Annotated in this window: 24 protein-coding genes; 18 read left to right on the plus strand and 6 right to left on the minus strand. The window is 68.8% G+C overall.

Annotation, left to right across the window (positions count from 1 at the left end):
* Nucleotides 1-185 precede the first annotated feature (185 nt).
* Nucleotides 186-1,436: an Nramp family divalent metal transporter gene (locus ACFVV0_RS04970; protein ID WP_387059044.1), complete on the plus strand. Its 1,251-nt coding sequence runs from the start codon at nucleotides 186-188 to the stop codon at nucleotides 1,434-1,436.
* Nucleotides 1,437-1,446: 10 nt separating this feature from the next.
* Here ACFVV0_RS04970 and ACFVV0_RS04975 read toward each other — a convergent pair whose 3' ends face one another.
* Nucleotides 1,447-2,115, minus strand: a complete 669-nt coding sequence (locus tag ACFVV0_RS04975; protein WP_387059047.1) for a metal-dependent transcriptional regulator — start codon at nucleotides 2,113-2,115, stop codon at nucleotides 1,447-1,449.
* 48 nt (nucleotides 2,116-2,163) lie between these two features.
* Between ACFVV0_RS04975 and ACFVV0_RS04980 the strand changes: the two genes are divergently transcribed.
* The 7 genes from ACFVV0_RS04980 (at nucleotide 2,164) to ACFVV0_RS05010 (ending at nucleotide 9,084) form a co-directional block, all read left to right on the plus strand.
* Nucleotides 2,164-3,528 carry a cystathionine beta-synthase gene (locus ACFVV0_RS04980; RefSeq protein ID WP_387059050.1) on the plus strand — a complete coding sequence of 455 codons (1,365 nt, stop codon included), beginning with the start codon at nucleotides 2,164-2,166 and terminating at the stop codon, nucleotides 3,526-3,528.
* Nucleotides 3,529-3,554: 26 nt separating this feature from the next.
* Nucleotides 3,555-4,703, plus strand: a complete 1,149-nt coding sequence (locus tag ACFVV0_RS04985; protein ID WP_387059052.1) for a cystathionine gamma-synthase — start codon at nucleotides 3,555-3,557, stop codon at nucleotides 4,701-4,703.
* A 110-nt stretch (nucleotides 4,704-4,813) separates the two neighbouring features.
* On the plus strand, nucleotides 4,814-6,667 hold the full coding sequence (locus ACFVV0_RS04990; protein ID WP_387059055.1) for an alpha/beta hydrolase: 1,854 nt from the start codon (nucleotides 4,814-4,816) through the stop codon (nucleotides 6,665-6,667).
* A 113-nt stretch (nucleotides 6,668-6,780) separates the two neighbouring features.
* Entirely contained in the window at nucleotides 6,781-7,203 is a 423-nt protein-coding gene (locus ACFVV0_RS04995) for a hypothetical protein (protein ID WP_387059058.1), read from the plus strand.
* 137 nt (nucleotides 7,204-7,340) lie between these two features.
* Nucleotides 7,341-7,763 (plus strand): hypothetical protein, encoded by a 423-nt coding sequence (locus tag ACFVV0_RS05000; RefSeq protein ID WP_387059060.1) that lies wholly within the window; start codon nucleotides 7,341-7,343, stop codon nucleotides 7,761-7,763.
* An 83-nt stretch (nucleotides 7,764-7,846) separates the two neighbouring features.
* Nucleotides 7,847-8,560, plus strand: coding sequence for an alpha/beta fold hydrolase (locus tag ACFVV0_RS05005; protein ID WP_387059063.1), 714 nt, complete (start codon nucleotides 7,847-7,849; stop codon nucleotides 8,558-8,560).
* A complete protein-coding gene (locus ACFVV0_RS05010; RefSeq protein WP_387059066.1) occupies nucleotides 8,557-9,084 on the plus strand; it encodes a GNAT family N-acetyltransferase in 528 nt (175 codons plus the stop codon). Before ACFVV0_RS05005 ends, ACFVV0_RS05010 begins: the two co-directional genes overlap by 4 nt.
* Nucleotides 9,085-9,094: 10 nt before the next feature.
* On the opposite strand, the gene ACFVV0_RS05015 is transcribed toward ACFVV0_RS05010, so the two are convergent.
* Together ACFVV0_RS05015 and ACFVV0_RS05020 are read right to left on the minus strand one after the other, a co-directional pair.
* Nucleotides 9,095-9,970 (minus strand): NAD(P)H-hydrate dehydratase, encoded by an 876-nt coding sequence (locus ACFVV0_RS05015; protein WP_387059069.1) that lies wholly within the window; start codon nucleotides 9,968-9,970, stop codon nucleotides 9,095-9,097.
* Nucleotides 9,960-10,682 (minus strand): histidine phosphatase family protein, encoded by a 723-nt coding sequence (locus ACFVV0_RS05020; protein WP_387059071.1) that lies wholly within the window; start codon nucleotides 10,680-10,682, stop codon nucleotides 9,960-9,962. Before ACFVV0_RS05020 ends, ACFVV0_RS05015 begins: the two co-directional genes overlap by 11 nt.
* A gap of 118 nt (nucleotides 10,683-10,800) precedes the next feature.
* On the opposite strand from ACFVV0_RS05020, the gene ACFVV0_RS05025 reads away from it, so the two are divergent.
* The gene (locus ACFVV0_RS05025) at nucleotides 10,801-11,916 is read left to right on the plus strand and encodes a glutamate--cysteine ligase (protein WP_387059073.1); all 1,116 of its coding nucleotides are present in this window, start codon (nucleotides 10,801-10,803) and stop codon (nucleotides 11,914-11,916) included.
* 20 nt (nucleotides 11,917-11,936) lie between these two features.
* Nucleotides 11,937-12,206 carry a hypothetical protein gene (locus ACFVV0_RS05030; RefSeq protein ID WP_387059076.1) on the plus strand — a complete coding sequence of 90 codons (270 nt, stop codon included), beginning with the start codon at nucleotides 11,937-11,939 and terminating at the stop codon, nucleotides 12,204-12,206.
* Nucleotides 12,207-12,219: 13 nt separating this feature from the next.
* Here ACFVV0_RS05030 and ACFVV0_RS05035 read toward each other — a convergent pair whose 3' ends face one another.
* Nucleotides 12,220-13,008, minus strand: a complete 789-nt coding sequence (locus ACFVV0_RS05035) for an SDR family oxidoreductase (RefSeq protein WP_387059079.1) — start codon at nucleotides 13,006-13,008, stop codon at nucleotides 12,220-12,222.
* 20 nt (nucleotides 13,009-13,028) lie between these two features.
* Nucleotides 13,029-13,550, minus strand: coding sequence for a hypothetical protein (locus tag ACFVV0_RS05040; protein ID WP_387059082.1), 522 nt, complete (start codon nucleotides 13,548-13,550; stop codon nucleotides 13,029-13,031).
* 174 nt (nucleotides 13,551-13,724) lie between these two features.
* Between ACFVV0_RS05040 and ACFVV0_RS05045 the strand changes: the two genes are divergently transcribed.
* The 5 genes from ACFVV0_RS05045 to ACFVV0_RS05065 all read left to right on the plus strand — a co-directional run bounded on the left by ACFVV0_RS05045 (nucleotide 13,725) and on the right by ACFVV0_RS05065 (nucleotide 21,100).
* On the plus strand, nucleotides 13,725-15,221 hold the full coding sequence (locus tag ACFVV0_RS05045; RefSeq protein ID WP_387059085.1) for an arylsulfotransferase family protein: 1,497 nt from the start codon (nucleotides 13,725-13,727) through the stop codon (nucleotides 15,219-15,221).
* A 32-nt stretch (nucleotides 15,222-15,253) separates the two neighbouring features.
* The gene (locus tag ACFVV0_RS05050; protein ID WP_387059088.1) at nucleotides 15,254-16,600 is read left to right on the plus strand and encodes an APC family permease; all 1,347 of its coding nucleotides are present in this window, start codon (nucleotides 15,254-15,256) and stop codon (nucleotides 16,598-16,600) included.
* Between the two features lie 96 nt (nucleotides 16,601-16,696).
* A complete protein-coding gene (locus ACFVV0_RS05055; protein WP_387059490.1) occupies nucleotides 16,697-17,677 on the plus strand; it encodes a LacI family DNA-binding transcriptional regulator in 981 nt (326 codons plus the stop codon).
* A 72-nt stretch (nucleotides 17,678-17,749) separates the two neighbouring features.
* Nucleotides 17,750-19,177: an MFS transporter gene (locus ACFVV0_RS05060; RefSeq protein WP_387059493.1), complete on the plus strand. Its 1,428-nt coding sequence runs from the start codon at nucleotides 17,750-17,752 to the stop codon at nucleotides 19,175-19,177.
* A 168-nt stretch (nucleotides 19,178-19,345) separates the two neighbouring features.
* On the plus strand, nucleotides 19,346-21,100 hold the full coding sequence (locus tag ACFVV0_RS05065; protein ID WP_387059091.1) for a cellulase N-terminal Ig-like domain-containing protein: 1,755 nt from the start codon (nucleotides 19,346-19,348) through the stop codon (nucleotides 21,098-21,100).
* 112 nt (nucleotides 21,101-21,212) lie between these two features.
* On the opposite strand, the gene ACFVV0_RS05070 is transcribed toward ACFVV0_RS05065, so the two are convergent.
* Complete coding sequence (locus ACFVV0_RS05070) at nucleotides 21,213-22,178, minus strand: zinc-binding dehydrogenase (RefSeq protein ID WP_387059095.1); 966 nt, start codon at nucleotides 22,176-22,178, stop codon at nucleotides 21,213-21,215.
* Between the two features lie 248 nt (nucleotides 22,179-22,426).
* Between ACFVV0_RS05070 and ACFVV0_RS05075 the strand changes: the two genes are divergently transcribed.
* Genes ACFVV0_RS05075 through ACFVV0_RS05085 form a run of 3 tightly spaced genes read left to right on the plus strand, consistent with a single transcriptional unit; the run spans nucleotide 22,427 to nucleotide 25,166 of the window.
* Nucleotides 22,427-23,506, plus strand: coding sequence for a Gfo/Idh/MocA family protein (locus ACFVV0_RS05075; RefSeq protein WP_387059097.1), 1,080 nt, complete (start codon nucleotides 22,427-22,429; stop codon nucleotides 23,504-23,506).
* A gap of 15 nt (nucleotides 23,507-23,521) precedes the next feature.
* Entirely contained in the window at nucleotides 23,522-24,184 is a 663-nt protein-coding gene (locus ACFVV0_RS05080; protein ID WP_387059100.1) for a ThuA domain-containing protein, read from the plus strand.
* Nucleotides 24,185-24,191: 7 nt separating this feature from the next.
* Complete coding sequence (locus ACFVV0_RS05085; RefSeq protein WP_387059103.1) at nucleotides 24,192-25,166, plus strand: ABC transporter permease; 975 nt, start codon at nucleotides 24,192-24,194, stop codon at nucleotides 25,164-25,166.

The following is a 25,166-nucleotide window of genomic DNA, read 5'->3' on the forward strand; positions in this document are numbered from 1 at the left end:
TTTTTTGTGTTTTTTGTTTTTTGTTTTTTTTTTTTTTCCGCGCCGGGGGTTTTGCCCCCCGCCCTCTTGCCACCCCTTCGCTCACTACACACCCCCCCCCCCCCCCCCCCCCCCCCCCCCCCGCGACTCGCCTGCGGCCCACCATGTTAGGCTCGGCTAACAATTTCGTTAGGGCAGGTGGGGCGATGGTCGCCGGGGTGCAGCAGACGAAGACCCAGGTGCCTGCGCGCCTGTTCTTTCTGCTCGGACCGGCATTCGTCGCGGCGATCGCCTACGTCGATCCGGGGAACGTCGCGGCCAATCTCACCGCCGGCGCACAGTACGGATACCTGCTCGTCTGGGTTCTCGTCGCGGCGAACGCCATCGCCGTATTCATCCAGTACCAGTCGGCGAAACTCGGAATCGTCACCGGATCGAGCCTGCCCGAACTGCTCGGAACCCGTCTCGGCGCGGGCACTCGGCGTGCGTTCTGGGTGCAGGCCGAACTCGTGGCGGCGGCGACCGACCTCGCCGAGGTCATCGGAGGAGCGATCGCGCTCAACCTGCTGTTCGGGCTGCCGTTGCCGCTCGGCGGGCTGATCGTCGGGGCTGTCTCGATCGGCATCCTGAGCATCCAGTCGCGCCGGGGCCAGCGGCCGTTCGAGATGGTCATCCTCGGGCTGCTCGGAGTGATCGCGATCGGCTTTCTCGCGGGACTCTTCGTGAGCCCGGTCGACTGGGGCGAGGCGGCCGGCGGCCTGGTTCCCCGGTTCGACGGAGCACCCACCGTTCTGCTCGCTGCGAGCATGCTCGGGGCGACCGTGATGCCGCACGCGATCTACCTGCACTCGGCGTTGGCACGCGACCGCCATGGCCGCAACGAGAATCCGACCGTTGTGACCCGGCTGCTGCGCGCGACGCGGCTGGACGTCATTGCAGCGCTCGTGCTCGCCGGTGCCGTCAACATCGCGATGCTCCTCCTCGCCGCGGCATCACTCGACGGTGTGGAGGGCACCGACACCATCGCGGGCGCGCACGCCGCGATCTCGTCGGCGCTCGGCCCGGTCATCGGCGTGATCTTCGCCGTCGGGCTGCTGGCGTCCGGGCTCGCCTCGACGTCGGTCGGCAGCTACGCCGGCGCGACGATCATGGCCGGGCTGCTGAAGATACGCATCCCGTTGCTGACGCGCCGCATCATCACGCTCATCCCGGCCATCGTCATCCTCGCCGTCGGGGTCGAGCCGACCTGGGCGCTGGTCGTGAGCCAGGTGTTCCTGAGCCTCGGCATCCCCTTCGCGATGATCCCGCTGCTCCGCCTCACCGGATCGCGCGAGGTGATGGGTGAGCGGGTCGACCGGATGCGCGTCCGCGTCCTCGGCGCCGTCATCGCCACTCTGGTGGTCGCCCTCAACGCCGCCCTCGTCGTCCTCACGGTCTCCGGCTGGTTCGCGCCATAGCCGGGACGTGTCAGGCGGCGGTGACCCAGACGGCCGCGGCCGCGGTGGCGCCGAGCACGATGTCGGCGTCGCCGACGCGCACGGTGACATCACCCGCGAACTCGCGGTGCTCATCCATCGTGAGCGGGGTGTCGGGCCGGATGCCGCGATCGGCCAGATAGCGGAGCACGGCCGGGTCGGCATCCGAGATCCGCGAGACGACCAAAGCGGTGCCGGGCTGCGCGGTCACGAGGGGAACGGCATCCGGAAGGTGAGGGGTGCCGTCCGCACTCGGGATGGGGTCGCCGTGCGGGTCGCGCGAGGGATGTCCGAGCCGTCGGTCGATGCGCTCGATGAGCCGGTCGGAGACTGCGTGCTCGAGCACCTCGGCCTCGTCGTGCACCTCGTCCCAGCCGTATCCGAGCTGCTCGACCAGAAAGGTCTCGATCAGCCGGTGTCGGCGCACCATCGTCACTGCGTGGCGGCGGCCGGTGTCGGTCAACTCGATGCCGCCGTATGGTTCGTGGACGAGCATCCCCTGGTCGGCGAGGCGCCGGATGCCGTCGGACACGGTGGCAGCCCGCACGCCCATCCGATCGGCCAGCTGCTTGACCGTGATCGGATTCTCCGACCATTCCGTTGCCGACCAGATGGCTTTCAGGTAGTCCTGCGCGACAGTCGAGAGCTCTGACACAGGCATGGCGTAATTCTATGGGAGCCCTCCCCGGGGGCTGTTACGGTTGGTCGCGTGGAATATGCAGAGACCATCATCGACTTGGTCGGCAACACCCCGCTCGTCAAGCTCAACAAGGTTGTCGACGGGATCGCGGCGACGGTTCTCGTCAAACTCGAGTACCTGAACCCCGGAGGATCTTCGAAAGACCGGATCGCCACCCGCATCATCGACGCGGCTGAACGGGACGGGCTGCTGAAGCCGGGTGGCACGATCGTGGAGCCGACCAGCGGAAACACCGGAGTGGGCCTGGCCCTCGTCGCCCAGCAGCGCGGCTACAAGTGCGTGTTCGTGCTGCCGGACAAGGTCGGCGAAGACAAGCGCAACGTCCTCACCGCATACGGCGCCGAGATCGTGGTGACCCCGACCTCCGTGCCGCCGGATCACCCAGACTCCTATTACAGCGTGTCCGACCGGCTCGCCCAGGAGATACCGGGCGCATTCAAGCCCAACCAGTACGCGAATCCGAACGGTCCGCTCAGCCACTACGAGACCACCGGTCCGGAGATCTGGCGAGACACGGATCAGCGGATCACCCACCTGGTCGCCGGCGTCGGCACCGGCGGCACGATCAGCGGCACCGGGCGCTTCCTCAAAGAGGCCTCGGAGGGGCGCGTGCGCGTGGTCGGAGCAGACCCCGAGGGTTCCGTGTACTCGGGCGGAACGGGCAGGCCGTATCTGGTCGAGGGCGTCGGCGAGGACTTCTGGCCGAGTGCATACGACCCGAGTGTCGTGGATGAGGTGATCCCCGTCTCCGACGCCGATTCGTTCGCGATGACCCGGCGCCTGGCGCGCGAGGAGGGCATCCTCGTCGGTGGGTCCAGCGGCATGGCCGTCGTCGCCGCGCTGCGTGCCGCCGAGAGCCTGACGGCCGACGACATCGTCGTGGTCATCCTCCCCGACAGCGGCCGCGGCTACCTGGCGAAGATCTTCAACGACAAGTGGATGCGCTCCTACGGGTTCAGCGACGTGCCCGACGAGGCCACGGTGCACGACATCGTGCGCACGAAGAGCGGCGACCTGCCCGACCTCGTGCACGCGCATCCGTCGGACACGGTTCGCGATGCGATCCAGATCATGAACACGTACGGGGTCTCCCAGCTGCCCGTGCTCACCGCCGAGCCGCCCGTCGTGATGGGCGAGGTCGTCGGAGCGCTCGATGAGGCGTCGCTGGTGGATGCCGTGTTCGGCGGTCGCGCGCAGATGACCGACAACGTCGGTGCCTTCCTGGGCGAACCGCTCACCCTGATCGGTGTGAACGAGCCGGTGAGCGCGGCCCGAACGGCTCTCGCCACCACGAATGCGCTGCTGGTGACCGAAGACGGCAAGCCCGTCGCGGTGCTCACCCGGCAGGACCTCCTCAACTTCCTCAGCGAATAGCTGACCGGCAACCAGAAAGCACCCTCATGACAGACCACGGCTTCGCCACGCGCGCCATCCACGTCGGCCAGGAATTCGACCCGACCACGGGCGCGATCATCCCGCCGATCTACCAGACGTCGACCTTCGTGCAAGACGGGATCGGCGGCCTGCGCGGCGGCTACGAGTACGGTCGCGGTGGCAACCCCACGCGCACCTCGCTCGAGACCCTGCTCGCCTCCCTCGAAGGCGGAAAGCGTGCGCTCTCGTTCGCCTCGGGACTCGCGGCAGAGGATGCACTGCTGAGGGCCGTGCTTGAGCCGGGCGACCACGTGGTGCTGGGCAACGACGTCTACGGCGGAACCCACCGGCTGATCAACCGCATCCACGGCGCCTGGGGCGTGCGCAACACCACCGTCGACCTGGCCGACCTGGATGCCGTGCGTTCGGCCCTGTCGACCGAGCGCACCCGCGTGCTCTGGATCGAGACGCCGAGCAACCCGCTCATGAAGATCAGCGATGTCGCGGCGCTTGCCGAGCTCGGCCACGCGGTCGGCGCGCTCGTGGTCGTCGACAACACCTTCGCCTCGCCCGCGCTGCAGCAGCCGCTGTCGCTCGGGGCCGATGTGATCGTGCATTCGACCACCAAGTACCTGGGCGGGCACTCGGACGTGATCGGCGGCGCCCTCGTGATCGACGACGAGGAACTCGCGGCAAAGGTGCAGTTCATCCAGTTCGCGGCAGGCGCCGTGTCCTCCCCGATGGACGCCTGGCTGACCACCCGTGGCATCAAGACGCTGTCGGTGCGGATGGCGCGGCACACGTCGAACGCGCAGGCGATCGCCGAGCACCTGGTCGGGCATCCCGCGATCGACGCCGTCTACTACCCCGGCCTGCCCACCCACCCCGGCCACGAACTGGCCGCGCGCCAGATGAGCGGCTTCGGCGGGATGCTGTCGGTCGCGCTGGCGGGCGGAGCCGCCGCTGCGCGCAGGTTCGCCGAATCGACCGAGGTGTTCCAGCTCGCCGAGTCTCTCGGCGGTGTCGAGTCGCTGATCGGCTACCCCGCGGAGATGACGCACGCGTCGGTGCGCGGCACGGAACTCGAGGTTCCGGACAACATCGTGCGCCTCTCGGTCGGCATCGAGGACGAGGCCGACCTGATCGCGGACGTTCAGCAGGCGCTCGCGCGGTAGAACACGCGGATATCACTGGCGATTTCGTTGCCGGGCTCAGCCCTCCCTCAGTAGTGTGACATGTGCACTGACGTGCTATATGTCACATTCGACTGGGGGAGTCGCTGTTTTTGGATACGAGGGACCCGGGGGCGGGCGAGCCTGCTGCAATTCGTGGGCTAGCGGCCGTGCGATCGACGAAAGCCGAGTCGTTGCGTGCGGTGCATTCAGACGTGACCGCGTCCGTGAATGCGGTGTCGGAGTCCGAATGGCGCGGCAAGTCGCGGGTAGCGTTCATATCCGCAGTGGAATCGGTGTCACCGGAGCTGCTGGTGCTGGCGAACGGCCTGGATGCGCAGGCGCAGGCCCTGGGGTCGTACGCCGCCCAGGTGCAGCAGATCAAAGACAGGCAAGCGGCGCTGGAGTTGCAGCGCTCGCGTGCCCTGAGCGCGTTGGAGACGTTCCAGCGGTCCTTGGATGCGTCGCATCACCGCGATGACCGGGCGCTGCTCGAGGAGGCGGTAGGCCGCAGGGATGACCGCACCACGGCGATCCTGCGGCAGCGGACGCAGCTGACCGAGAGCCTCGGTGCGGAGCAGTCCAGGCTCAAAATGATCGACGCCCAGTGGGAAGAGTTGATCTCCTGGCGCCGACAGGCCGACCGAGTCTGCGCGGATGCGCTGTCGGGCAAGGCCGCTCTGGGCGCTACGTGGCAGTTCAACGACAGGACGATCCGGACGACGGCGCCCGCCGACCTGGCCGGGATGCTCGTGGGGCTGTCTGCGAATGATCTTCGACTTCTTGTCGCGGTCTACCCGGCGCTGGGAGAGAAGGTCGCCCAGCTCGACCCCGGCGTCGCCGCGGCCTGGTGGAACGGGATGAACGACGCACTCGAGGGCGCTCCGTCGGCTGCGCAAGCAGCGCTGATCGCGGGTATCCCCGGCGTCATCGGGAACCTCGACGGTGTGGCCTACTGGGCGCGGGACCGGGCGAACAATGTGTTCCTCGAAAGAGCCCTCGCGGATGAGTTGGTGCACCCGACCGAGAATGTCGAGAGGATCAGGGCGCTGGACGCGGTGAAGGCGGCACTCGGCAAGGGTGTGCTGGAATCTCCGCCCCGGCAGCTCGTCTCGCTTTCGTTCGAGCCCGATCCCAAGGCGGCGATCTCCGTCGGTGACCTCGACAAGGCGGCGAACGCCACCTACCTCGTGCCGGGGATGGGAACGAATGTCGCGGGCAACGTGGGGAGTTATGTGGACGCGGCCTTTGCTTTACGGCGATATCAAAAGGGATTCTTGAGCTCGGATGCGTCGGCGTACGCCGTGGTGGCTTGGCTCGACTACTCTCCACCTGGTCCGCGTGATTCGTTGGGTGTCGCCCAGGATTACCTGGCAGAGGCTGGAGCAAGGCGTCTCGCTGGGACACTGAGCGGGCTCAATGCTGTTCACTCTGCGACCGGCTCGACGATAGACGTATCGGTGGTCGGTCATTCATACGGAACCGCTGTGGCAGCCCTGGCGCTGACCCAGGCAAACGCGGACCATCTGGTCATGCTCGGATCGGCCGGCATCCCGAACACGATTCCCAACGCTGAGGCGCTCAACGTTCCGTCAGGAGAAGTCTTCGCCTCGCAGGGGCATCACGACGGATGGGCAGTGACAGGGCAGGCGAGCAGCAAAAGGCAGGACCCGACGGGCCCTTCGTTCGGCGCCCATGCCTTCACCTCCGAAGAGAGTCTGGACGATCAAGGTCGACCGCTCAACAAGATCACGCAGCACGGCCCGTTCGCTCCCCGCGGCGAAGAGGGCAAGTACAGCTACTTGGACAGGAACACGAGCGCCATGTACAACACCGCCAAGGCCACGATCGGGCAGGGACGCGATCTCCCGGTGGGGGGCACACCGACCGATCGCCTTGCGCTGCAATTGAAGGATCGCGCCATCGACATGATGACGAAGGGAACAGTGTGGGTGCCTCAAGGCTGAGACTCGGATTCGCTCTCGCTTTCATGCTCGGCGCAGCTTCGGGTCTTCTCGGATGCGGATCAGCAGGAACGCCAAGTAGTACTCACCCACTCAGAACCAAGGAGGCAAGTCCGGTGCGCACGCCCGAGGACGTCAAGCAAGAAGTCGAACTGTTGTACGAACTCACGCGCGATGCGGTGCCGGGCGACTGGGACTATGCCGACCATACGTGGACGTACTGTGCAACGTCGGACGGACGCGATGGCGCGCACTTCAACATCTTTTCGCAGCGGCGAGAACAGCCGCTTCCCAACAGTCCAGAGTCTGTGGCGAATATGGTCGAGTCGATCTGGGCTGATCAGGGGCATCCGGTGAAGGCGGAATACAGCGCCGATTTCCCACAGCCGCGGTGGATCCTTTCTGATCCGGCTTGGCTTGCAGGGAGCGGCCCCGAGGGTCTACTGGTGCAATTCACGGTGGGCGACGACTATGCGGATTTCTCCGCCACCAGTAGGTGCGTGGCCGGAGACCTCGCCGAGCTGAGTTTTGTCGAGTGAGCCGCGCCGCAACATCAAGGGTGAGATCTTATGTCGCCCCGGGGGTGGCGCTAACCATCGTTACGAGTCTCCTCGGATGCGGGTCGGCAGGTCTGCCAGGTGGAACTCAAACACCCAGAACGAAGGAGACAAGCCCGGTGCGGACGCCAGAGGAAGTCAAGCAAGAAGTCGAAGAGCTGTATGAGGCTACTCGGGATGCTGTGCTGGGTGACTGGGACATTGGTGGCTGGACCTGGACCGGATGCGCGACGTCAGCCGGAAGCGAGGGGGGAGCGTTCAACATCTTTTCGCAACGGCGAGAGCAGCTGCTTCCTTCCGATCCCGAGTCGGTGGCCAAGGCGGTACGGGCGATCTTGGCTGATCAGGGACATTCGGTCACTGTCGAATACATTGCGGATCTGCCGAAACCCCGGTGGGTCCTCTCGGATCCACCCTGGCTAGCCGGGAGTGGTCCTGAGGGTCTGCTCGTGCAGTTCACGGTCGCAGACGGCTATGCCGACTTCTCCGCTACCAGTCGCTGTGTGGCTGGTGACCTCGGCAAGCTGAGTGGGATCGAATGAGCCGCGGCACAGCTGCTGCCCGGTCGATCGCGGGTCGCGCTTCCTGCGCCGCGAGTGTCGGTCGACGGGCATAGTGTCGCGGCATGGGACCGACGACATATCTTCTGCTGCCCGGCGCCGGTGGGGCCGGCTGGCTCTGGCACCTGGTGGTCGACGAGCTGCGGCAGCGCGGTGAGGATGCGGTCGCGATCGACTTCGAAGTCGGGCCGGGCTACGGGCTGGCCGAGTACGCGGATGCGGTGGTCGCCGCTGCAGGCGACCGGAGCGACGTGACCCTGGTCGCCCAGTCGATGGGCGGATTCACGGCCGCGCTCGCGGCAGGGCGGCTCCCGGTGTCGAGGATCGTGTTCCTCAACGGGATGATCCCGGGGCCGGGGGAGACACCGGGCGAGTGGGGCGAGTCGATGGGTCACGCCGAGGCGGTACGTGCAAACGATCTGGCCGACGGGCGCGACACCGACCCCGCATTCGACCTCGAGACCTACTTCACGTTCGAACTCACCGCCGAGCAGACCGATGAGCTCCTTGCGCTCGAAGGCGAAGATGCAGCGGAGGTGTTCGACACCGCGGCCGAGTTCGACGGCTGGCCCGATGTGCCCCTCCAGGCGATCGCCGGGCGTGACGACCGTTTCCTCCCGCTCGAATTCCAGCGAAAGGTGGCGCGCGAGCGGTTGGGAGTGGAGCTCGTGGAAGTCGACGGCGGGCACCTGGCCGCGCTGTCGCATCCGGAGCAGGTCGCCGACGCGCTGGTCGGAGGAGCCCGCGCGGCGCGCCGATCTGAGACGATCGGCGGGTGACCAGCGAGACCGACGCCATCGCCATTCGGCACGCCACACCGGCCGACGCGGACGCGATCCTCCGCCTGTTCGACGATGCGATCGCCTGGTTCGTCAGCATCGGCAACGTGAAACAGTGGGGCACCGAGCCGTTCTCCACGCAGCAGCGGCAGATCGACCGGGTGACCGGATGGTGCGCTGAGCCGGGCGCGTGGGTGGCCGAGCATCCGGCGATCGGCGTATGCGGGGCGCTCGTGCTCGGGGAGGCGAACGACTACGTGCCGGCCGCGACCGAACCGGAACTCTATGTGCGGCTGCTGATCGGCTCCCGCGATGCGCGGGCGAAAGGCGGAGGGCGGCGACTGCTGGCGTTCGCCGACGGGCAAGCCGAAGCTGCGGGCGTCGAGAAGCTGCGCGTCGACTGCTACGCCGGCGGCAGCGGTGACCTGGTCCGGTTCTACGAGTCGTGCGGATACACGCGCGCGGGCGTGTTCACGGTCGGCGAATGGCCGGGCCAGATCCTCGAGCGGCGCGTCGGACGATAACGCAGGCCGGTCAGCCCGCGCCTTCCACCGCAGCCAACTCGAACGGCAGCCGCTGCACGATCTCGCCGGCCAGAAAACCGAGCGGCGCGACCTCGCGAGCGAGCGACTCTCCCGCGGCGGCATGCAGGAACGTGCCCCACGCAGCGGCCTGCAGGGGCTCGCACCCACGAGCCGCGAGCCCGGCGATCGCGCCGGCCAGCGCATCCCCGCTCCCCGACGTGCCGAGACCCGGGCCGCCGTCGCGCACCAACAGCAGCCGCCCGTTCGGTGCAGCCACCCGGCCGTGACAGCTGACGACGGCCGAATAGCGGCGGGCGATCGACAACACGTCGCGGTCGAGATCGCGGATGTCCCGGCCGAGAAGCAGGGCGGCCTCGTCGGTGTTCGGGGTGAGGATGCGTCGCCGCACCCTTCCGAGACCCGGCCTGCCCGCGAGGGCACCCAGCGCGAAGGCGTCGAGGACGACCGTGATGTCGGGCGGAACGAGCGCGGGGAGGCGGCGCAGCAGCCGTCGCGCCTCACGCACGTCGTCGAGCCCGGGGCCGACGAGCACGCTGCCCGCAGTCTTCAACTCGCGGGCGACGCGCAGGAGGGAGCGGCCCAGGATGCCCCCATCGGTCGTTTCCTCCAAGGGGACGACGCCGCACTCGGGCACGGCCACCGCCACGCTCGAAGCGACGGACGACCCCACCGCCAGAGTGAGGCGTCCCGCTCCCACCCGCAGCGCGGCGAGCCCGGCGAGTTGTGCCGCGCCAGGGGAGCGGGCCGCCCCGCCGACGACGAGCACGTCCCCGCGCTCACGCTTCGAAGACCCCGGCTCGGGGAGCGGCCAACCGCGCAACAAGGCGGCATCGACAGTGCTGGCGGCGCCGAACTCACTGGTCACGGGCGGCCCCGGGGTGCGCGGTGGGCGGTACGCCGACAGCCTCCAGATGGCGGTCGTCGGAGAAGGCGCCGACCGCCCAGGCGCCGGTCGTGTCGCGTTCCAGGATCGTGACGGAGGCGTTGGTCACGACGCGGGTCAGGAGGAACTCGAGTAACTCGGCCTCCGTGTAATGGAGGTAGACGTAGAGGAAGAGGCTCACGACGGCGTCGTGGCCGAACACGAGCGCGGGGTGTCCGTCCGACCAGTCGAGGTCGCGGGAGAACGAGCGGATGCGCAGCGCGACATCGGTCCAGGCCTCACCGCCGGGCGGCCGGTAGTAGAACCGGCCCAGCCAGCGCCGCCGGGCGGCTTCGGCGGGGAGACGCGCATCCACGCCTCGGGCGGTGAGAGCGTCGAGGACGCCGAGCTCACGGTCGCGGAGACGCTCGTCGATCGTGAAGGAACGGGCGTCGCCAAGAGCGAGTTGCGCCGTCTGAATCGCGCGGCGATACGGGGAGCTGAAGATGCGCGCGTCCTCCGGGCGGCCGTCGAGCTCCCTGCTGAGGCGGGCGCCCAGCGCGAGCGCCTGCTGCTCGCCCAGCGGCGAGAGCGGAACGTCCGCATCCCTGGACTCCACGTTGATCGTCTCCAGACCGGCGGCCTCTGCCGCTGTCGCGGCGACGTTCGCCGTGCTCTCACCGTGACGGACGAGGATCAGCTTGGGCGCATCCATGCCGCGGAGTGTACCCCGGACCCTTTCGACCGAGGATCCGTCGGATGCTTCACACGACGCAAACAGGCTGTTGCCGAACCAGCATGACGAGAGATACTCGCTTATGAGGACTTTCGGGGTGGAGGAAGAACTGCTCTTGGTCGACCCGGTGACGGGGGCACCGGTGCCGGTGGCACCTCAGGCCTTGGCCGCCGCGCCCGATCCAGGAGACGGGCCCGCTGTGGACTCGGAGATCCAGCAGGAGATGATGGAGACCCAGACACGGCCGCACGAGACGGCCGCCGGCCTCCTCGACGACGTGCTCGCGGGTCGCGAGCTCGCCGACTCGCTCGCGAAGCCGCAGGGCGCGCGAGCCGTTGCGCTTGCCATGTCACCGCTCGCCGTGAGCCCGCACACCACAGACAAGCCGCGCTACACGGCGATGCTGGAGCGCTTCGGCACGACCGCCGGCACGATGGTCTGCGGCTGTCACGTGCACGTCGGCATCGAGTCGCGCGAGGAGGGTGTCGCGGTGCTGGACCGCATCCGGATCTGGCTCCCCGTGCTGCTCGGGTTGAGCGCGAACTCGCCGTTCGCGCACGGGGTGGACACCGGGTATGCGAGCTTCCGCTACGTCGCCTGGCACCAGTGGCAGAGCGCGGGGCCGACGGATGTGTTCGGTTCGGTGGAGGCGTACGACGCGTTCGAGAACATGCTGGTCGACACCGGAGTGATCCTCGACCACGGGATGCTGTACCTCGATGCGCGACTGTCGCGCAAGCAGCCGACGGTGGAGGTCCGGATCGCCGACGTCTGCCTCGACGCCCGCGACACCGTCGTACTCGCCGCGGTCGTGCGTGCGCTCGTCGACACGGCGGCCGAGGAGTGGAGGGCCGGGGTGGCGCCCGTCGCGGTGCCATCGGCCGCGCTCCGGCTCGCCAGCTGGCAGGCGGCGCTGACGGGCGCCGGGGGGCGATTGCCGCATCCGGTGCACGGGCGCGCGGGGGATGCGCAGCAGGCCGTCGAAGCCCTGCTCGCGCACGTCGACCGGGCTCTCGCGGCCAACGGTGACGGTGAGCGCGTGCGGAGGGGTATCGCGCGCATCCTCGACACCGGGGGAGGAGCCGGGGTGCAGCGCGCGTCATTCGCACGCAACGAGCGACTGAGCGACGTCATCGCGGATGCGATAGCGGCTACGCACGCCGACCGCGACCCGGCAGACGGGCTTGTGCAACACCCTTCCTCAGGCAGCTGAACACGCCTAGTCTGACGAACATGTCGGCCAAGGAACTCGCGCACCAGCACGCGGTCTACAGCTACGGCACCATCCCGCTCACCCTGATGTACAGCCCGACGGCCACCGCCGCCTGGGAGGTCTACTACGGCGGCGAGTATCTCGGTCTCGTGGAGGAAGTGCACGCTGCCGGCTCGACCGACCTGCTGTTCCGCATCACTCTGCCCGGCGAGGAGGAGACCGGCAACGGCGAGGACGTGCGCGACTGGCGGCTCGCGGTGGAGATGCTGGCGGGCCAGGCCGGGTTGTGACGCCAGAGGCGCGTCAGGCTCCGCGCGCCGCGTCCAGGTCGTCGAGCACATGCTGCGGCTCCGCATCCACGGGCATGTTCGCCGGGTCCAGCACACCGTCGATCGCATCGGCCGGGTCGGCCTGAAGGGCGGCGAACAGGGGCGTGAGATCTGCGGGCGCCGGCCCGCGCTCGGCGACGAGATCGAACGTCTTGTGGTCGGCGGCCTCCGAGGTGAGGCTCTCGACCAGCACGTGCGCGATCTGCTCACGGGCGATGACCCCGTCGCTCGGGTTCTCTGCCCGCGGCTTGTCGCCTTGCGGCAGCCGGAGCTGATGCTCGTCGGGCTTGTTCTCGTCGAACCATCCCGGCCGCACGATCGTGTACGGCCTCCCGCTCGCGCGGACGAGCCGCTCCGACCGGCGCTTCCAGTCGAGCGCCTGCGTCGCGCTGTTGAACCCGCCCGTGCGGTTGGTGATGCCGATCGACGTCATCAACGCGATGCGCGCCGGGCGGTCGGCCAGCGCCGCCAGAACATTCCGCACCGCGCCGTAGTCGACGGCTTCCATCGCCTCCTTCCCGCCGTCGTGTGCGCCGTGGGTGAAGATCACGGCGTCGACCCCGTCGACGGCCTCGCTCAGCGTCTCGGCACGGGTCAGCTCACCGACGAAGAGTTCGGCTCCGGGGAGGAGCGGGCCGGCCGTGGATGCGTCGCGCACCAGCGCGCGCGTGGCATAGCCGCGGCCGACGGCCTCGGCGACGGCGAGGCGGCCGATGCTCCCGGTGGCCCCGACCACCAGGACGGTCACAGGCTTGTCGTTCATGTTCTCTCCTTCTCGGTACGTCAGTGGACGAGGATCTTGAGTAGCACGGCGAGCAGCCCGAGCGTGGCCGTCGCGACGGCGCCGCACAGCCGCCAGTACCAGCGGATGCGCCGCCCGCCGAAGGCGATCCACCCGATGACGCCCAGAATGAGCACTTCGATCCAGAGGGCGACCCAGTAGGCGACAGCGCCCTGACGCGCGCCGAAGAGCCCGGCCAGGAGGAAGATCAGCGGCGGCGTCGCTGCGAACAGGAGACCTCGGGCCTTGTGCAGCGCGGCGCGGAACGAGAGCCGGAGGCTCACCATGTCTTGATCGGCCCGACGTCGCTGCTCGGCGACCGTATGCACGTAGACCTCGGTCACCCAGAACACCAGCACCGTGAGGATGGTGATCGAGAAGACATCGAAGATCCCGCCGGATTCGTCCGCGACGGAGATGACCACGCTCACCAGCACCGTCCCTGAGATCAGCTGCGGCGAGATGATCGAATGCCTCAGGCGATCGGCGTATCGAGTCCACCGATCCGGCTGCGTTGCCACCATTCCTCCCTCCTGACGCGTCGCGCATCCGAACACGTGCACCGACCTGCTCGGATCAGCAGAGCCTACCGCCGCCGACGATCGCCCGGTCGGTCTGGCGCCGCCCCCGGACGGCTGCTGCAGCTGCCCGGGTCGAGTACTAGCCGGGTGGCGATTGTGAGCGGATAGTGGGAGTCGATGGAACCTGAACGTTCTCACAGAGAGCCGAGCCTGAGCCGCCGCGCGCTGATCACCGGCGGCGCTCTGCTGACCGTCGGCGTGGCGGCCGGAGTGGTCGTCGCCACCCGCGAGGGCCCGGAGACGTCAGCGGCCACCCCGCCTCCCACCCCACCGCCGCCGGACATGCGCGCCTTCGTCAGTACCGAGCTCACCGTTCCCGCGGTGACGAGCAGGAAGATGGGGACCACCGCCGCCGGCCTGCTGCTCGTCACCCAGCAGGCGAAGGGTTTCAACGGCTTGATCATGACCGAGAGCGGTGAGCCGGTCTGGATCGAGCCGACGAAGAAGAACATCACCGACCTCCGCGTGCAGACCTACCAGGGCAAGCCCGTGCTCACCTATTGGTCGGGCAAGAGCACAGGCGGCATGGGGGCGGGGAGGGGCACCATCCTCGACGACACCTACACACCGATCGCCACGGTGTCGGCGGGCGCGGATCTCGAGGCCGACCTGCACGAGTTCAAGCTCACCGACCGCGGAACGGCGCTCATCACCGTCTACACCGCGGTGAAGGCGGACCTCACCCCCATCGGCGGCGCCAAGGCGGGCTACATCTACGACTGCCACGTTCAGGAGATCGACGTGGCCTCCGAGCGGTTGCTGCTCGACTGGAGCACGCTCGACCACATCCCGATCACGGAGACCTACCTCGGGCTGACGCAGGACCCGGGGCACGACGGGACCACCGCGGGGCGGGCATTCGATCCGTACCACCTGAATGCGGTCGAGGACGACGGCGACCAGTTGCTCGTCTCGGCTCGTCACACGCACGCCATCTACGCGATCGACCGCGCCGGCGGCGATCTGCGGTGGAGGTTCGGGGGCAAGAAGAGCGACATCGAGGTCGCCGAGAATGCGGTGTTCGCGTGGCAGCACGATGTGCGTCACCACCCCGACGGAACGATCACGCTCTTCGACAATCACCGCTACGGCGCCGAGAAGGGCGAATCGCGCGGCTTGACGTTCGCGCTGAGCGCGGACGAGAGCCGTGCGTCGCTGGTGCAGACGTACAAGTACGACGAACACCTCGGCACGGCCATGGGCAGCATGCAGGTCCTGCCGAACGGCAACGTGCTGGTGGGATGGGGCACCGACCCTGCGGTCACCGAGTTCACCCCCGGGGGAAAGCCTGTGTTCGAGGCCGCGCTCGGCGGCATCTCGTATCGGTCGTTCCGGCAGGAGTGGACGGCGCATCCCGCCACCTCGCCCGACATCGCTGTGCTCGCAGAAGGCAGCGGTATGCGCGTGTTCGCCAGCTGGAACGGCGCCACCGAGGTCAGCTCCTGGCGGGTGCTGTCATCGTCGACGGCGGCCTCCGGGCCGACCGGCGTCGGCGAGGTCAAGCGCTCCGGGTTCGAGACGTCGCTGCTCGTTCCCGCGGCCGCGCGCGTCACCGTGCAGGCGCTCGACTCCGACGGAACGGTCATCGGAACCTCGAAGACGCTGACCGTGTGACGGATGTCGGCGGTGCGCACCATCATGGGCACATGACCAGAAGCGGGCCGCCGATCCCCCACGCCCACGGGCTGCCCGACGCCAGTGCCGTGACGGTATCGCCGGCGCAAGCACCAGGACTGCCCGCTGCATCCCACGGCCACCTCGGTCTCGCCGGCGGCACGGCGCTGTACGTCGCCGCTGTGCTCGGCACGGGCATCCTCGTGCTCCCGGCGCTCGCGGCGGCTGCCGCCGGTCCCGGAGCGATCATCGCGGTCGCAGCGCTCGCGGTCGTCTCCATCCCGCTTGCGGCCACCTTCGCCGCGCTCGCCAGACGGCATCCGGATGCGGGCGGAGTCGCGACCTTCGCCCGCCGCGCATTCGGCCCGACGACCGCCCGGGTGATCAGCTACTGGTTCTTCTTCGGAACGCCGATCGGAGCGCCCATCGCCGCTCTCATGACGGCGCGCTACGTGGTCGCCGTGATCGGCGGCGACGCGGGAACGGCCGTGCTCATCGCGATCGCGCTGATGGTGGTCCCGGTCATCGTCACGGCGTTCGGGGTGCGCTTCGCGGGCTGGCTGCAGCTCGTGCTGTCGGCCGCCCTGGTCGCAGTGCTGGTGTTCGTACTCGCGGCGGCGGCGCCGCTCGGCGATCCGGCCAACCTGCAGCCCCTCCTCCCGCACGGGTGGGAGGGCGTCGGGCTGGCCGTGAGCCTGTACATCTGGGCGTTCGCCGGTTGGGAGGCGGTCGCGGGGATCGGCGGAGAGTTCCGCAACCCGCGGCGGGACATCCCGAGGGCCACTGCACTGGCTCTCATCATCGTCTCCGTGGCCTACCTCGCGATCCAGACGGTGACCGTGCTGGTGCTCGGTGACAAGGCCGCCACCAGCGCCGTTCCGCTGCTCGACCTCGTGCTCGTGTCGACCGGGCGTGGGGGCGGTATCGTCGTCGCCGTCATCGCGGCGATCGTCGTGACCGGTGTGTTCAACGCGTACCTCGCCGCGTTCAGCAAGCTCGGCGCCGCGATGGGACGGGATGGCGACCTGCCCCGCTGGTTCGGGCACGGCGCCGAGAACGGCGGCGTCGCGCGACGCGGATTGGTGCTGTCGGCGGTCGTCATGGCGCTGTACTCAGTGGTCGTGCTGACGAGCGGGGATCTGGAGCCGTTCATCCTCGTGCACACCAGCATCGCAGCGGCCGTCTACGCGGTCGGTGTCGCATCCGCCCTCGTTCTGCTTCCGCGCTGGTCGGTCGGATGGTGGATGTCCGTCGCGTCCTGCCTGTTCGCGGCCGGCCTCCTCGTGCTCGCGGGGTGGCACCTGGTGTTCCCGGTGGGGATCGCGATCGTGGCCGTGCTGGTGGGTCTTGTCGTGCGGCGGCGGCATTCGCCCGCATAATGGCGTGAACACGTCGGTCGCAGCGAGGCGCCCGAGCGGACGACCGACCCGGGGGGATCCGTGACAGCAGAGCAGCCGCAGGGCCGGGCAGCGAGCATGCGCGACGTCGCACAGCTCGCGGGGGTCTCCCACCAGACGGTCTCGCGCGTGCTGAACGGGCATCCGAGCATCCGGGAATCCACCAGGGAGCGCGTGCTTCGGGCGATGGACGAGCTGCGCTACCGCCCCAACCGTGCGGCGCGCGCCCTGGTCACCGCCCGGTCGAACACGATCGGGGTGCTCTCGGCGTCGGCCGCGGCCCTCTACGGCCCCGTCTCGAGCATCGGTGCGATTCAGGATGCGGGCCGCGAGGCCGGCTACTACGTCACGGTCGCGCACCTCGCCGACCTCGAACCGCGCGGGATCGCAGCGGGCATCGACCACCTGCTGGCGCAGGCCGTCGAGGGGATCGTGGTGATCGCGCCGCAGGACACTGTGCTCGACGAGATCGCGGCCATCGGCGTCGGGGTGCCGTACGTGACCCTGCAGGCCGGCCACGACTACGCCGAGATCGAGCTCTCGGTCGACCAGGTGGCCGGGGCCAAGGCGGCGACCCGGCACCTCATCGACCTGGGGCACCGACGCATCGTGCACCTCTCCGGACCGACCGAATGGATCGAGGGCCGGGCGAGGCTGCACGGGTTCGAAGCGGAGGTCCGGGAGGCTGGATTGGAGGTCCTCGCAGCACCGCGCGGAGACTGGACCGCCGAATTCGGATACCGCGCGGGGCTCGAGGTGCTCCAGGATGCGTCGGTGACGGGTGTGTTCGCATCCAACGATCAGACCGCGCTCGGGCTCTATCACGCCGCGCATGAGGTCGGCCGACGGGTGCCGGACGAGCTGAGCGTGGTCGGGTTCGACGACATCCCCGAGGCGGCCCACTTCTGGCCGCCGCTGACCACCGTTCGGCAGGACTTCACCGAGCTCGGGCGCCGGAGCGTCGCCCGGCTGGTCGCCGAGATCGAGGGACGCGACGAGCCGACGCCGGGCAACATCCAGCCCGAGCTCATCGTGCGGTCGTCGACCCGCGCGGTCTGACGGCAGGTTCACGCTCGCGCCGTGACCGCCGAAGAACTGGACGCCACGACGAAGTCCGACAAGACTGGCGGGATGTCCGCCGATCTTCCGCCACCCGGTGGCGTTCTCAGCGCCAAGTACTTCTGGGTCAGTGTCGGGATGTGCGCGCTGATCACACTCGCCGCCTTCGAAGCCCTCGCCGTCACCACGATCATGCCCGCCGTGAGTCACGAACTGCACGGCGAGTCCCTGTACGCGTTCGCCTTCGCCGGGCCGCTCGCGGTCGGCGTGGTCGGGATGGTGCTCGCGGGTGCGTGGTCGGACCGGGGGAGTCCTCGCAACGCCCTCTTCGCATCCGTCGCCCTCTTCGTGGCCGGTCTGCTGATCGCCGGAACAGCGCAGAACATGGGGCTCTTCGTGGCCGGCCGCCTGGTGCACGGGCTGGGTGGCGGCGCCCTCACCGTCACGTTGTACGTGATCGTCGCGCGCGTGTACCCGCCGGTGCTGCACGCCCGGATCTTCGCCGGATTCGCGGCCGCCTGGGTCATCCCCTCGCTGATCGGTCCGCTGATCGCCGGTCTTCTCGCGGAGACGGTCGGCTGGCGCTGGGTATTCCTCGGGGTCGTCGTGCTGGTCGCTCTGGCGATGATCATGGTGGTTCCGGCGATGCGCGGGGTGCACTCCCCGGATGCGTCGCAGGATCGCCCGCCGTGGAACGTCCGCCGAATCGGCTGGGCCGTTCTCGTGGCCGCCGCCGTGCTGACCCTGAACCTCGCCGCCGAGGCACGCGGGCCGGTTCAGTGGATCGCGCCCGTCGTCGCGGTGGCGGTTGCCCTGTTCGCATTGCGACCGCTGCTTCCGCCGCGCACGCTTCGCGCGGCGCGAGGGCTTCCGAGTGTGATCCTGTTGCGCGCCGTCGTCGCCGGGACCTTCTTCGCGGCCGAGGTCTATGTGCCGTACCTGCTGGTCACGGAGTACGGGCTGTCGGCCGCGGTCGCCGGGCTGGCGCTCTCCGCCGCCGGGGTCAGCTGGGCGACGGCGTCGTGGCTGCAGGGGCGCTTTCCCGGGATCACCCATCGCACGGCCGCGCTGGTCGGAGCGATCGGGCTGAGCATCGCCATCGGGTCGTTGCTCGCGATGGCGCTGTTCGGGCTGCCGCCGGTGGTCGCGATCGTGGGCTGGGCCTTCGCGGGAGCAGGGATGGGCGTGGTCTACCCGCGGCTCGGCGTGCTGACCCTGGAGTACTCGACCCCGCAGAATCAGGGCTTCAACAGCTCGGCCCTGTCGATCTCGGATTCGACCGGGTCGGCGATCGCGCTCGCCGCGACCGCGATCGTGTTCGCCGCACTCGCGCCGCTCGGAGGAGCGTGGGCGTTCGCCGGCGTGTTCGCGCTGACCGCGCTGCTGTGCGTGGCGGCCTTCGTGGCGGGGCCGCGCATCCTGCGCCCGACCGCGGCCGTGGTGGCGACCGACCCGGCGGCTGCGCCTGCGCCACCCGCGTCGCCGCGGGCCGGCGCGTAGCCCGCTCAGCACCACCGAACGCAATCGAGCACGCCCGAAATCACCTTATTCGGGCTGTTTTGAGGGGACTTTGGGCGTACTCGATTGCGCTTGTGCGGGGCGCGGTGGCGCAGGGCGGTACGGTATTGGTAGTGAGTGGTATTGCGCGTGTCTACGGCGGGAGTGCGAATGGAAGCGGTCGGAACGAGACCAGTGGTGCTGGTCAGCCACCTCGGTTATGACGTCGGTGCGCCCAAGGCGGCGATCGTCGCGGCTCCGGACGGGGCGGCTGTGGGCGCGGTGCGCGTCGAGACGGCCAGCGGATCGGCTGTTCCGCTCGCGGTCGAACGGCGCGAGGCGCAGGTCGTCGACGCCTGGCGCACCGCCGCGTACCACCGCATCGACCTCTCCGCCCTCGACGAGCCGGGCGCGTACCGGGTGGTCGCGTCGGTGGACGGTGTCGACTTTCGCAGCGAGGTGTTCGTGGTCGGCGAGCACCGCATCCCGTCGCTCGTGGTCTCGGACGTCACCGCGTACTTCCGCTCGCAGCGCTCGACCGGGGAGATCGAACGCAAGGATGCGTCCGCGCACTTCTACGACGACGCCTCCGGCCGCACGGTCGACGCCCGTGGCGGATGGCTGGACGCGTCGGGCGACTACAGCAAGTTCCTCAGCCACCTGACGTACACGCGGATGATGAGTCCGCAGCAGATCCCGCTGTGCGCCTGGGCCCTGCTGACCGCGGGGGCTGAGCTGCGGCGCGCGCATCCCTCGTTCGAGACGAGCCAGTATCCGAGGTTGCGCGACGAGGGGCTCTTCGGCGCTGACTTCCTGGTGCGCTTCCAGGCGCCGGAGGGCTACTTCTACACCGCGATCTTCGACGCCCTCACGAAAGACCTCGACGAGCGTGTCATCAATGCACCGTTGCAGGACAGCGTGCGAACTCAGCGCTGGCAGGCCGCGTACCGTCACGGCGGCGGCCTGGCGATCGCTGCTCTGGCGCTGGCATCGACGATCGGCGAGACCGGAGAGTTCGACGCCGATACCTACTACGCCGCTGCCGTTCGCGGATTCGACCATCTCGAGGCGCACAACCGCGAGTACCTGTTCGACGGGGAGGAGTCGGCGCTCGACGACTACTGCGCGCTGTTGGCGGCAGCCGAGCTGGCCCAGGCGGCCGCCTCTCGCGGAGCAGACCCCGCGGTCTTCCTCAGCGCGGCACAACGGCGGGCGGATGCACTGGCCGGCCGGGTACGCGAGGACGCGTCGGGCGCGGCGTACCTCGTCGGAGACGTCGAGGGACGACCGTACTTCCACGCAGCCGAGTCCGGGCTGCCGGTGGTGGCGCTGCTGCGGTTCGCGGAGGTGTTGGATGCGGGCGTGGCGGCAGCGGGAGACCGTGCAGCGGCGCAGGCGGCGCGGGAGACGGCGCTCACGCTCATCCGCGGGACGGTTGCGCGGATCGACGCCGTCGCGAATCCGTTCGGGTACCTGCGGCAGCGAGTGCAGCCGCTCGGCGGTGAGACCCGCGACGCGTTCTTCTTCCCGCACGACAACGAGACCGGCTACTGGTGGCAGGGCGAGAACGCCGGGATCTCGTCGGTCGCGTATGCCGCGAGTCGCGCATCCGTCGCCCCGGGCTGCGATGGCGCGACCCGTGAACGGCTGCGCCGGCTTTCGGCCGACCTGGTGGGGTGGGTCGGTGGTCTGAACCCGTTCGACTCGTGCATGGTTCAGGGCCGCGGGCGCAACAACGTCGAGTATTCGGGCGTCTACCAGAACAGCCCGGGCGGGATCGTCAACGGCATCACCAGCGGGTGGGGGGACGAGGGCGGCATCGCCTTCCTTCCCGCGGACGCTCCGGACGGCAACGAATGGCGCTGGGCCGAGCAGTGGATCCCGCACTCGGCATGGTTCCTGTTGGCCGTCTGCGCGGCGTCGTAGCGTCGGAAGGATCGGGCGACGCGCCGGTCGAACGTCCGTAACGACGGAGGATTCGGGCTGTTTGCCGCGAATTCTCCGACGCTGCGGGCAGCGCAGCGCCGGAGCGCAGCGCCTACGGCACGATGACGGCCTTGACGAAGGCCGGGTCGCGGGTCTCCATGAGGGTGTAGGCCTCGTCGATGCCGTCGAGCCCCAGGGTGTGGGTGACGAGCGGGTTGTAGCTGAAGCGGCGGGTCGCCACCAGGTCGAGTGCCGCATCCATGGCACGCATCACCCGCGGGCGGTCGGGGCAGAAGCCGTTGACCACGGTGGCGCCCTTGTACCAGAGCTCCATGTCAAGCTTGGCCGTTCCGGCGTGGTGGTAGCCGACGATGCAGAGGGTGCCGAACGGCTTCACGAGCGGCGAGGCGGTGTCGAGACCGGGGGTGACGCCGGTGGCCTCGAGAACGACGTCGGCACGCGGGTCCGGTGCCCCCGCCTCTGCGGCGGCGACGAAGGCTTCGACCTCATCGGGATGCAGGACCACGTCGGCGCCGAGGGCAAGAGCCCGTTCGCGCGCGGCCGGATTGGGGTCGACGCCGATGATCGTGCGCGGAGCGCGCGTGCGGGCGAGCTGCAGCAGGCCGAGCCCCATGAATCCGAGCCCGACGACGGCGACCCGGCTTCCGGGGGTGACAGGGGTACGGGAGATCGCCTCCTCGAGGGTGGCGATCGGCTCGCCGATGGCGTGCGTCGGTGCGAGACCGGTGGGGATGGGCAGGGAAGCGTCCGCATCGAGGAGCGCGTGGGTGGCGAACCCGGAGCCTCCGAGCCCGGTGACCAGGTCGCCGACGGCCCAGCGCGAGTCGCTCGAACCGATCGCGACGACACGGCCGGCGGTCTCGTGGCCGAGCTCGATCGGCTCGCCGCCCTCGGGGCCGCGCAGCCACGGACTCAGGTCCGATGTGCACACACCGCTGGCGAGCACCTCGATCAGGATCTGCCCGCTGGTCGGTTCGGGGGTGGCGACTTCGTCGACACGAGAGGTGCGAGGGGCGACGACGCGGCTGATGAGCATGGTGTCCTTCCGGTTCGGCATCGACCGCCAGTGTAACGCTGTGGTCGGATGTGGTACTACGTGGATTGCGAGCTGAAGAAGACATTTTCAGGTCAATTCGGGCATTCGGAGGCATTTCCTGGCCATTTCAGGGCGTCCGGGATGTTTCGTTGAGATGAAATTGTGCCGAATGTCTTGTTACCGTTCCCTTTTTCGTCTTAGGCTGGCCTCAAGTGGTATAGCTTTGGGATACATCCCGACGGAAGTTCAGCGGTTCAAAGGAGAAGGTGATGCACGGCTATCGAGCAGCGGTGATCGCGGCAGGAGGGCAAGGACGCGTCCACGCGGCCGGCTACCTCGCCGACGATCGCGTCAGCCTGGTGGCCGTCGCCGACGTGAACCGCGACGTCGCCGCCGCCCTTGCGGGGGAGTTCGGTATCGAGGGCGTCTTCACCGACTACCGCGAGCTGCTGCAGACCGTGCGCCCCGACATCGTCAGCATCTGCACTCCGCCCGCGTTCCACCTCGACGCGGTGACCGCCGCCGTCGAGGCCGGCGTGCGTGCCATCCACTGCGAGAAGCCGATCGCGCTCACCTACGCCGACGCATTGCAGCTGCAGGCGGTCGCCGACGCGGCGGGCGTTCAGCTCACCGTGAACCTCCAGCGCCGGTTCGAGCCGGTGCACCGCTTCGCCCGCGAGCAGCTCGCGGCCGGAACGATCGGCGACCTGGTCAGCATCGAGGGATACTGCCCGAACCTGCTCGACTGGGGCAGCCACATCCTCGACCTGATCCTCTTCTACCGTGGGGACGCCGCCGTCGAGTGGGTCATCGGCCAGATCGACGTGACCACCAATCGCTACGTGTACGGCGCATTCGTCGAGACCTCCTCGATCACCCAGCTGGCGTGGCCGGATGGCGTGCGAGCGACGGTCTCGACCGGCCGCGAGCCGGCCACGCCCATCCTGAACCTCGAGAACAATCTCGGACTGATCCTCCAGGGCACCCGCGGCCGCATCGTCGTGCGCGGTTCGGAAGCGCTGGTCCACCGGTTCGGAGCCAACGACATCCGGTTCGCGTCGCCGTACGACACCGACCCGGCCACCTGGGACCACGGGATCGACCCCGCGATCTTCGCCTGCACGGCCGCGGCGGTCGCCGACGTCGTCGACGGGCTCGAGACCGGGCGCGAGCCCGAGCTGTCGGGGCGTCACGGGCTGGCCGGCGCCGAACTGATCTTCGCCACCTACGAGAGCAGCCGGTCGCGCCGCCGGGTGACGCTGCCGCTCGACCGCCACGACAACGCCCTGCTCTCCGGCCTCGAACAGGGAATGTGGTCGCCGGTCGGCGAACTGCGGTCCACCTACTAGGAACCGACGAAGACAATGACGCCTTCTGCAATCGCGCGCGACGTGCTCACCGCCCAGGTGGTGATCGCGGGCGACGACGTCTACGAGGACCTCTTCACCGCGAGTGTCGAGCTGCAGGACCTGCTGGCCTCTGCTGGCTTCGTCACGAGGGTGCGGATGGGCACGGGCCTCTTCGCGCATCCCCTCTCCGACGATCTCATCGTGCTCTACCGCGCGGCCGGCACCTTCACCCCGGCCGAGCAGCGCGGTCTGGCGGATGCGGTCGCGGCCGGAGCAGGACTGCTCGCGATCCACTCGACCGCGGTCTTCGACGCCGACGCCGACCTGCTGGCCCTCGTCGGCGCGCGATACGTCGACCACGGTCCGCAGCCGCACGAGAGCCGATTTAGGGTGGACCTCGCGGCTCATCCCGTGACCGCTGGGCTCGACCCGTTCGAGCTCACCCACGAGCATTACCGCACCGAGCCTGCCGACGGCGTGGAGGTCGTCGCCTGGCGCGAAGCGCCGTACGGCGCGGAGCCCCTCGTCGTCGCACACGAGTACGGCGCCGGCCGGGTCTGCTTCGTGCAGTTCGGCCACGACCTGCGCGTGTGGGACGAGCCCGGGGTGCGAGCCACCGTCATGAACGCGGCCGCCTGGCTCACGGCCGCATCGAAACCCAACGAGAACGAGGACTGATCCGCACATGCGTGTTCTTCTGCGTCGCGCCGTCTTCTACGTCATCACGGCGTGGGCGGCGATCAGCCTGAACTTCCTGCTTCCCCGCATCATGCCGGGCAGCCCGGCGGACGCGCTGATCGCCAAGTTCCACGGCAAACTCTCACCCCAGGCCGTCGAGGCATTGCGAGTGCTGTTCGGTCAAAGCAAGGCGAGCCTCTGGCAGCAGTACCTCGACTACTGGCACAACCTCTTCACCGGCAACCTCGGCATCTCGTACGCCTACTACCCGGCCCCGGTGGCCGACGTGCTGGGCAGCAGCATCGGCTGGACGCTCGTGCTGATCACCGTCTGCACCGTTTTCGGCTTCGTGATCGGCACCGGCCTCGGGATGCTCGTGGGCTGGAAGCGCGGCAGCTGGCTCGACTCGCTCATCCCGGTCACTACCCTGCTGTCGTCGATCCCCTACTTCTGGTTCGCCATCTGCGTCGTGCTCGTGTTCTCGATCATCCTGCGGTGGTTCCCGCTCTCGGGCGGCTACTCGGTCATCGAGACGATCGGGCTCAACTGGGGCTTCATCGGCAGCGCCATCTACTACGCCACGCTGCCCGCTCTCACGATCGTGGTGGCCTCCATCGGCGGGTGGCTGATCGGGATGCGCAACATGATGGTCACGACGCTCAGCGAGGATTACGTGAAGCTGGCCGAGGCGAAGGGCCTGCCCAAGCGGCGGATCATGTTCACCTACGCGGCGCGCAACGCCATCCTGCCGTCGTTCTCCAGCTTCGCGATGTCGCTCGGCTTCGTGGTCGGCGGATCGATCGTGACCGAGGTGGTCTTCAACTACCCGGGCATCGGCACCGTGCTGTTCAAGGGCGCACAGGCTCAGGACTACCCGCTGATGCAGGGCATCTTCCTCGTCATCACGATCACCGTGCTGGTCGCCAACCTGCTGGCCGACTTCGCGTACGTCTTCCTCGACCCCCGGACAAGAGAGGGCTGA

The organism is Leifsonia sp. NPDC058230 (assembly GCF_042882245.1).
Lineage (GTDB): Bacteria > Actinomycetota > Actinomycetes > Actinomycetales > Microbacteriaceae > Leifsonia.

Excerpts from the sequence above, each read along its gene's own strand:
- ACFVV0_RS05035 (WP_387059079.1), bottom strand. The coding sequence starts at position 13,008 with ATGAACGACAAGCCTGTGACCGTCCTGGTGGTCGGGGCCACCGGGAGC.
- ACFVV0_RS05070 (WP_387059095.1), bottom strand. The coding sequence starts at position 22,178 with ATGCCGAACCGGAAGGACACCATGCTCATCAGCCGCGTCGTCGCCCCT.
- ACFVV0_RS05005 (WP_387059063.1), top strand. The coding sequence starts at position 7,847 with ATGGGACCGACGACATATCTTCTGCTGCCCGGCGCCGGTGGGGCCGGC.
- ACFVV0_RS05020 (WP_387059071.1), bottom strand. The coding sequence starts at position 10,682 with ATGGATGCGCCCAAGCTGATCCTCGTCCGTCACGGTGAGAGCACGGCG.
- ACFVV0_RS05085 (WP_387059103.1), top strand. The coding sequence starts at position 24,192 with ATGCGTGTTCTTCTGCGTCGCGCCGTCTTCTACGTCATCACGGCGTGG.
- ACFVV0_RS05055 (WP_387059490.1), top strand. The coding sequence starts at position 16,697 with ATGCGCGACGTCGCACAGCTCGCGGGGGTCTCCCACCAGACGGTCTCG.
- ACFVV0_RS05075 (WP_387059097.1), top strand. The coding sequence starts at position 22,427 with ATGCACGGCTATCGAGCAGCGGTGATCGCGGCAGGAGGGCAAGGACGC.
- ACFVV0_RS05080 (WP_387059100.1), top strand. The coding sequence starts at position 23,522 with ATGACGCCTTCTGCAATCGCGCGCGACGTGCTCACCGCCCAGGTGGTG.
- ACFVV0_RS05065 (WP_387059091.1), top strand. The coding sequence starts at position 19,346 with ATGGAAGCGGTCGGAACGAGACCAGTGGTGCTGGTCAGCCACCTCGGT.
- ACFVV0_RS04970 (WP_387059044.1), top strand. The coding sequence starts at position 186 with ATGGTCGCCGGGGTGCAGCAGACGAAGACCCAGGTGCCTGCGCGCCTG.
- ACFVV0_RS05060 (WP_387059493.1), top strand. The coding sequence starts at position 17,750 with ATGTCCGCCGATCTTCCGCCACCCGGTGGCGTTCTCAGCGCCAAGTAC.
- ACFVV0_RS05030 (WP_387059076.1), top strand. The coding sequence starts at position 11,937 with ATGTCGGCCAAGGAACTCGCGCACCAGCACGCGGTCTACAGCTACGGC.
- ACFVV0_RS05040 (WP_387059082.1), bottom strand. The coding sequence starts at position 13,550 with ATGGTGGCAACGCAGCCGGATCGGTGGACTCGATACGCCGATCGCCTG.
- ACFVV0_RS05050 (WP_387059088.1), top strand. The coding sequence starts at position 15,254 with ATGACCAGAAGCGGGCCGCCGATCCCCCACGCCCACGGGCTGCCCGAC.
- ACFVV0_RS05045 (WP_387059085.1), top strand. The coding sequence starts at position 13,725 with ATGGAACCTGAACGTTCTCACAGAGAGCCGAGCCTGAGCCGCCGCGCG.
- ACFVV0_RS04975 (WP_387059047.1), bottom strand. The coding sequence starts at position 2,115 with ATGCCTGTGTCAGAGCTCTCGACTGTCGCGCAGGACTACCTGAAAGCC.
- ACFVV0_RS04985 (WP_387059052.1), top strand. The coding sequence starts at position 3,555 with ATGACAGACCACGGCTTCGCCACGCGCGCCATCCACGTCGGCCAGGAA.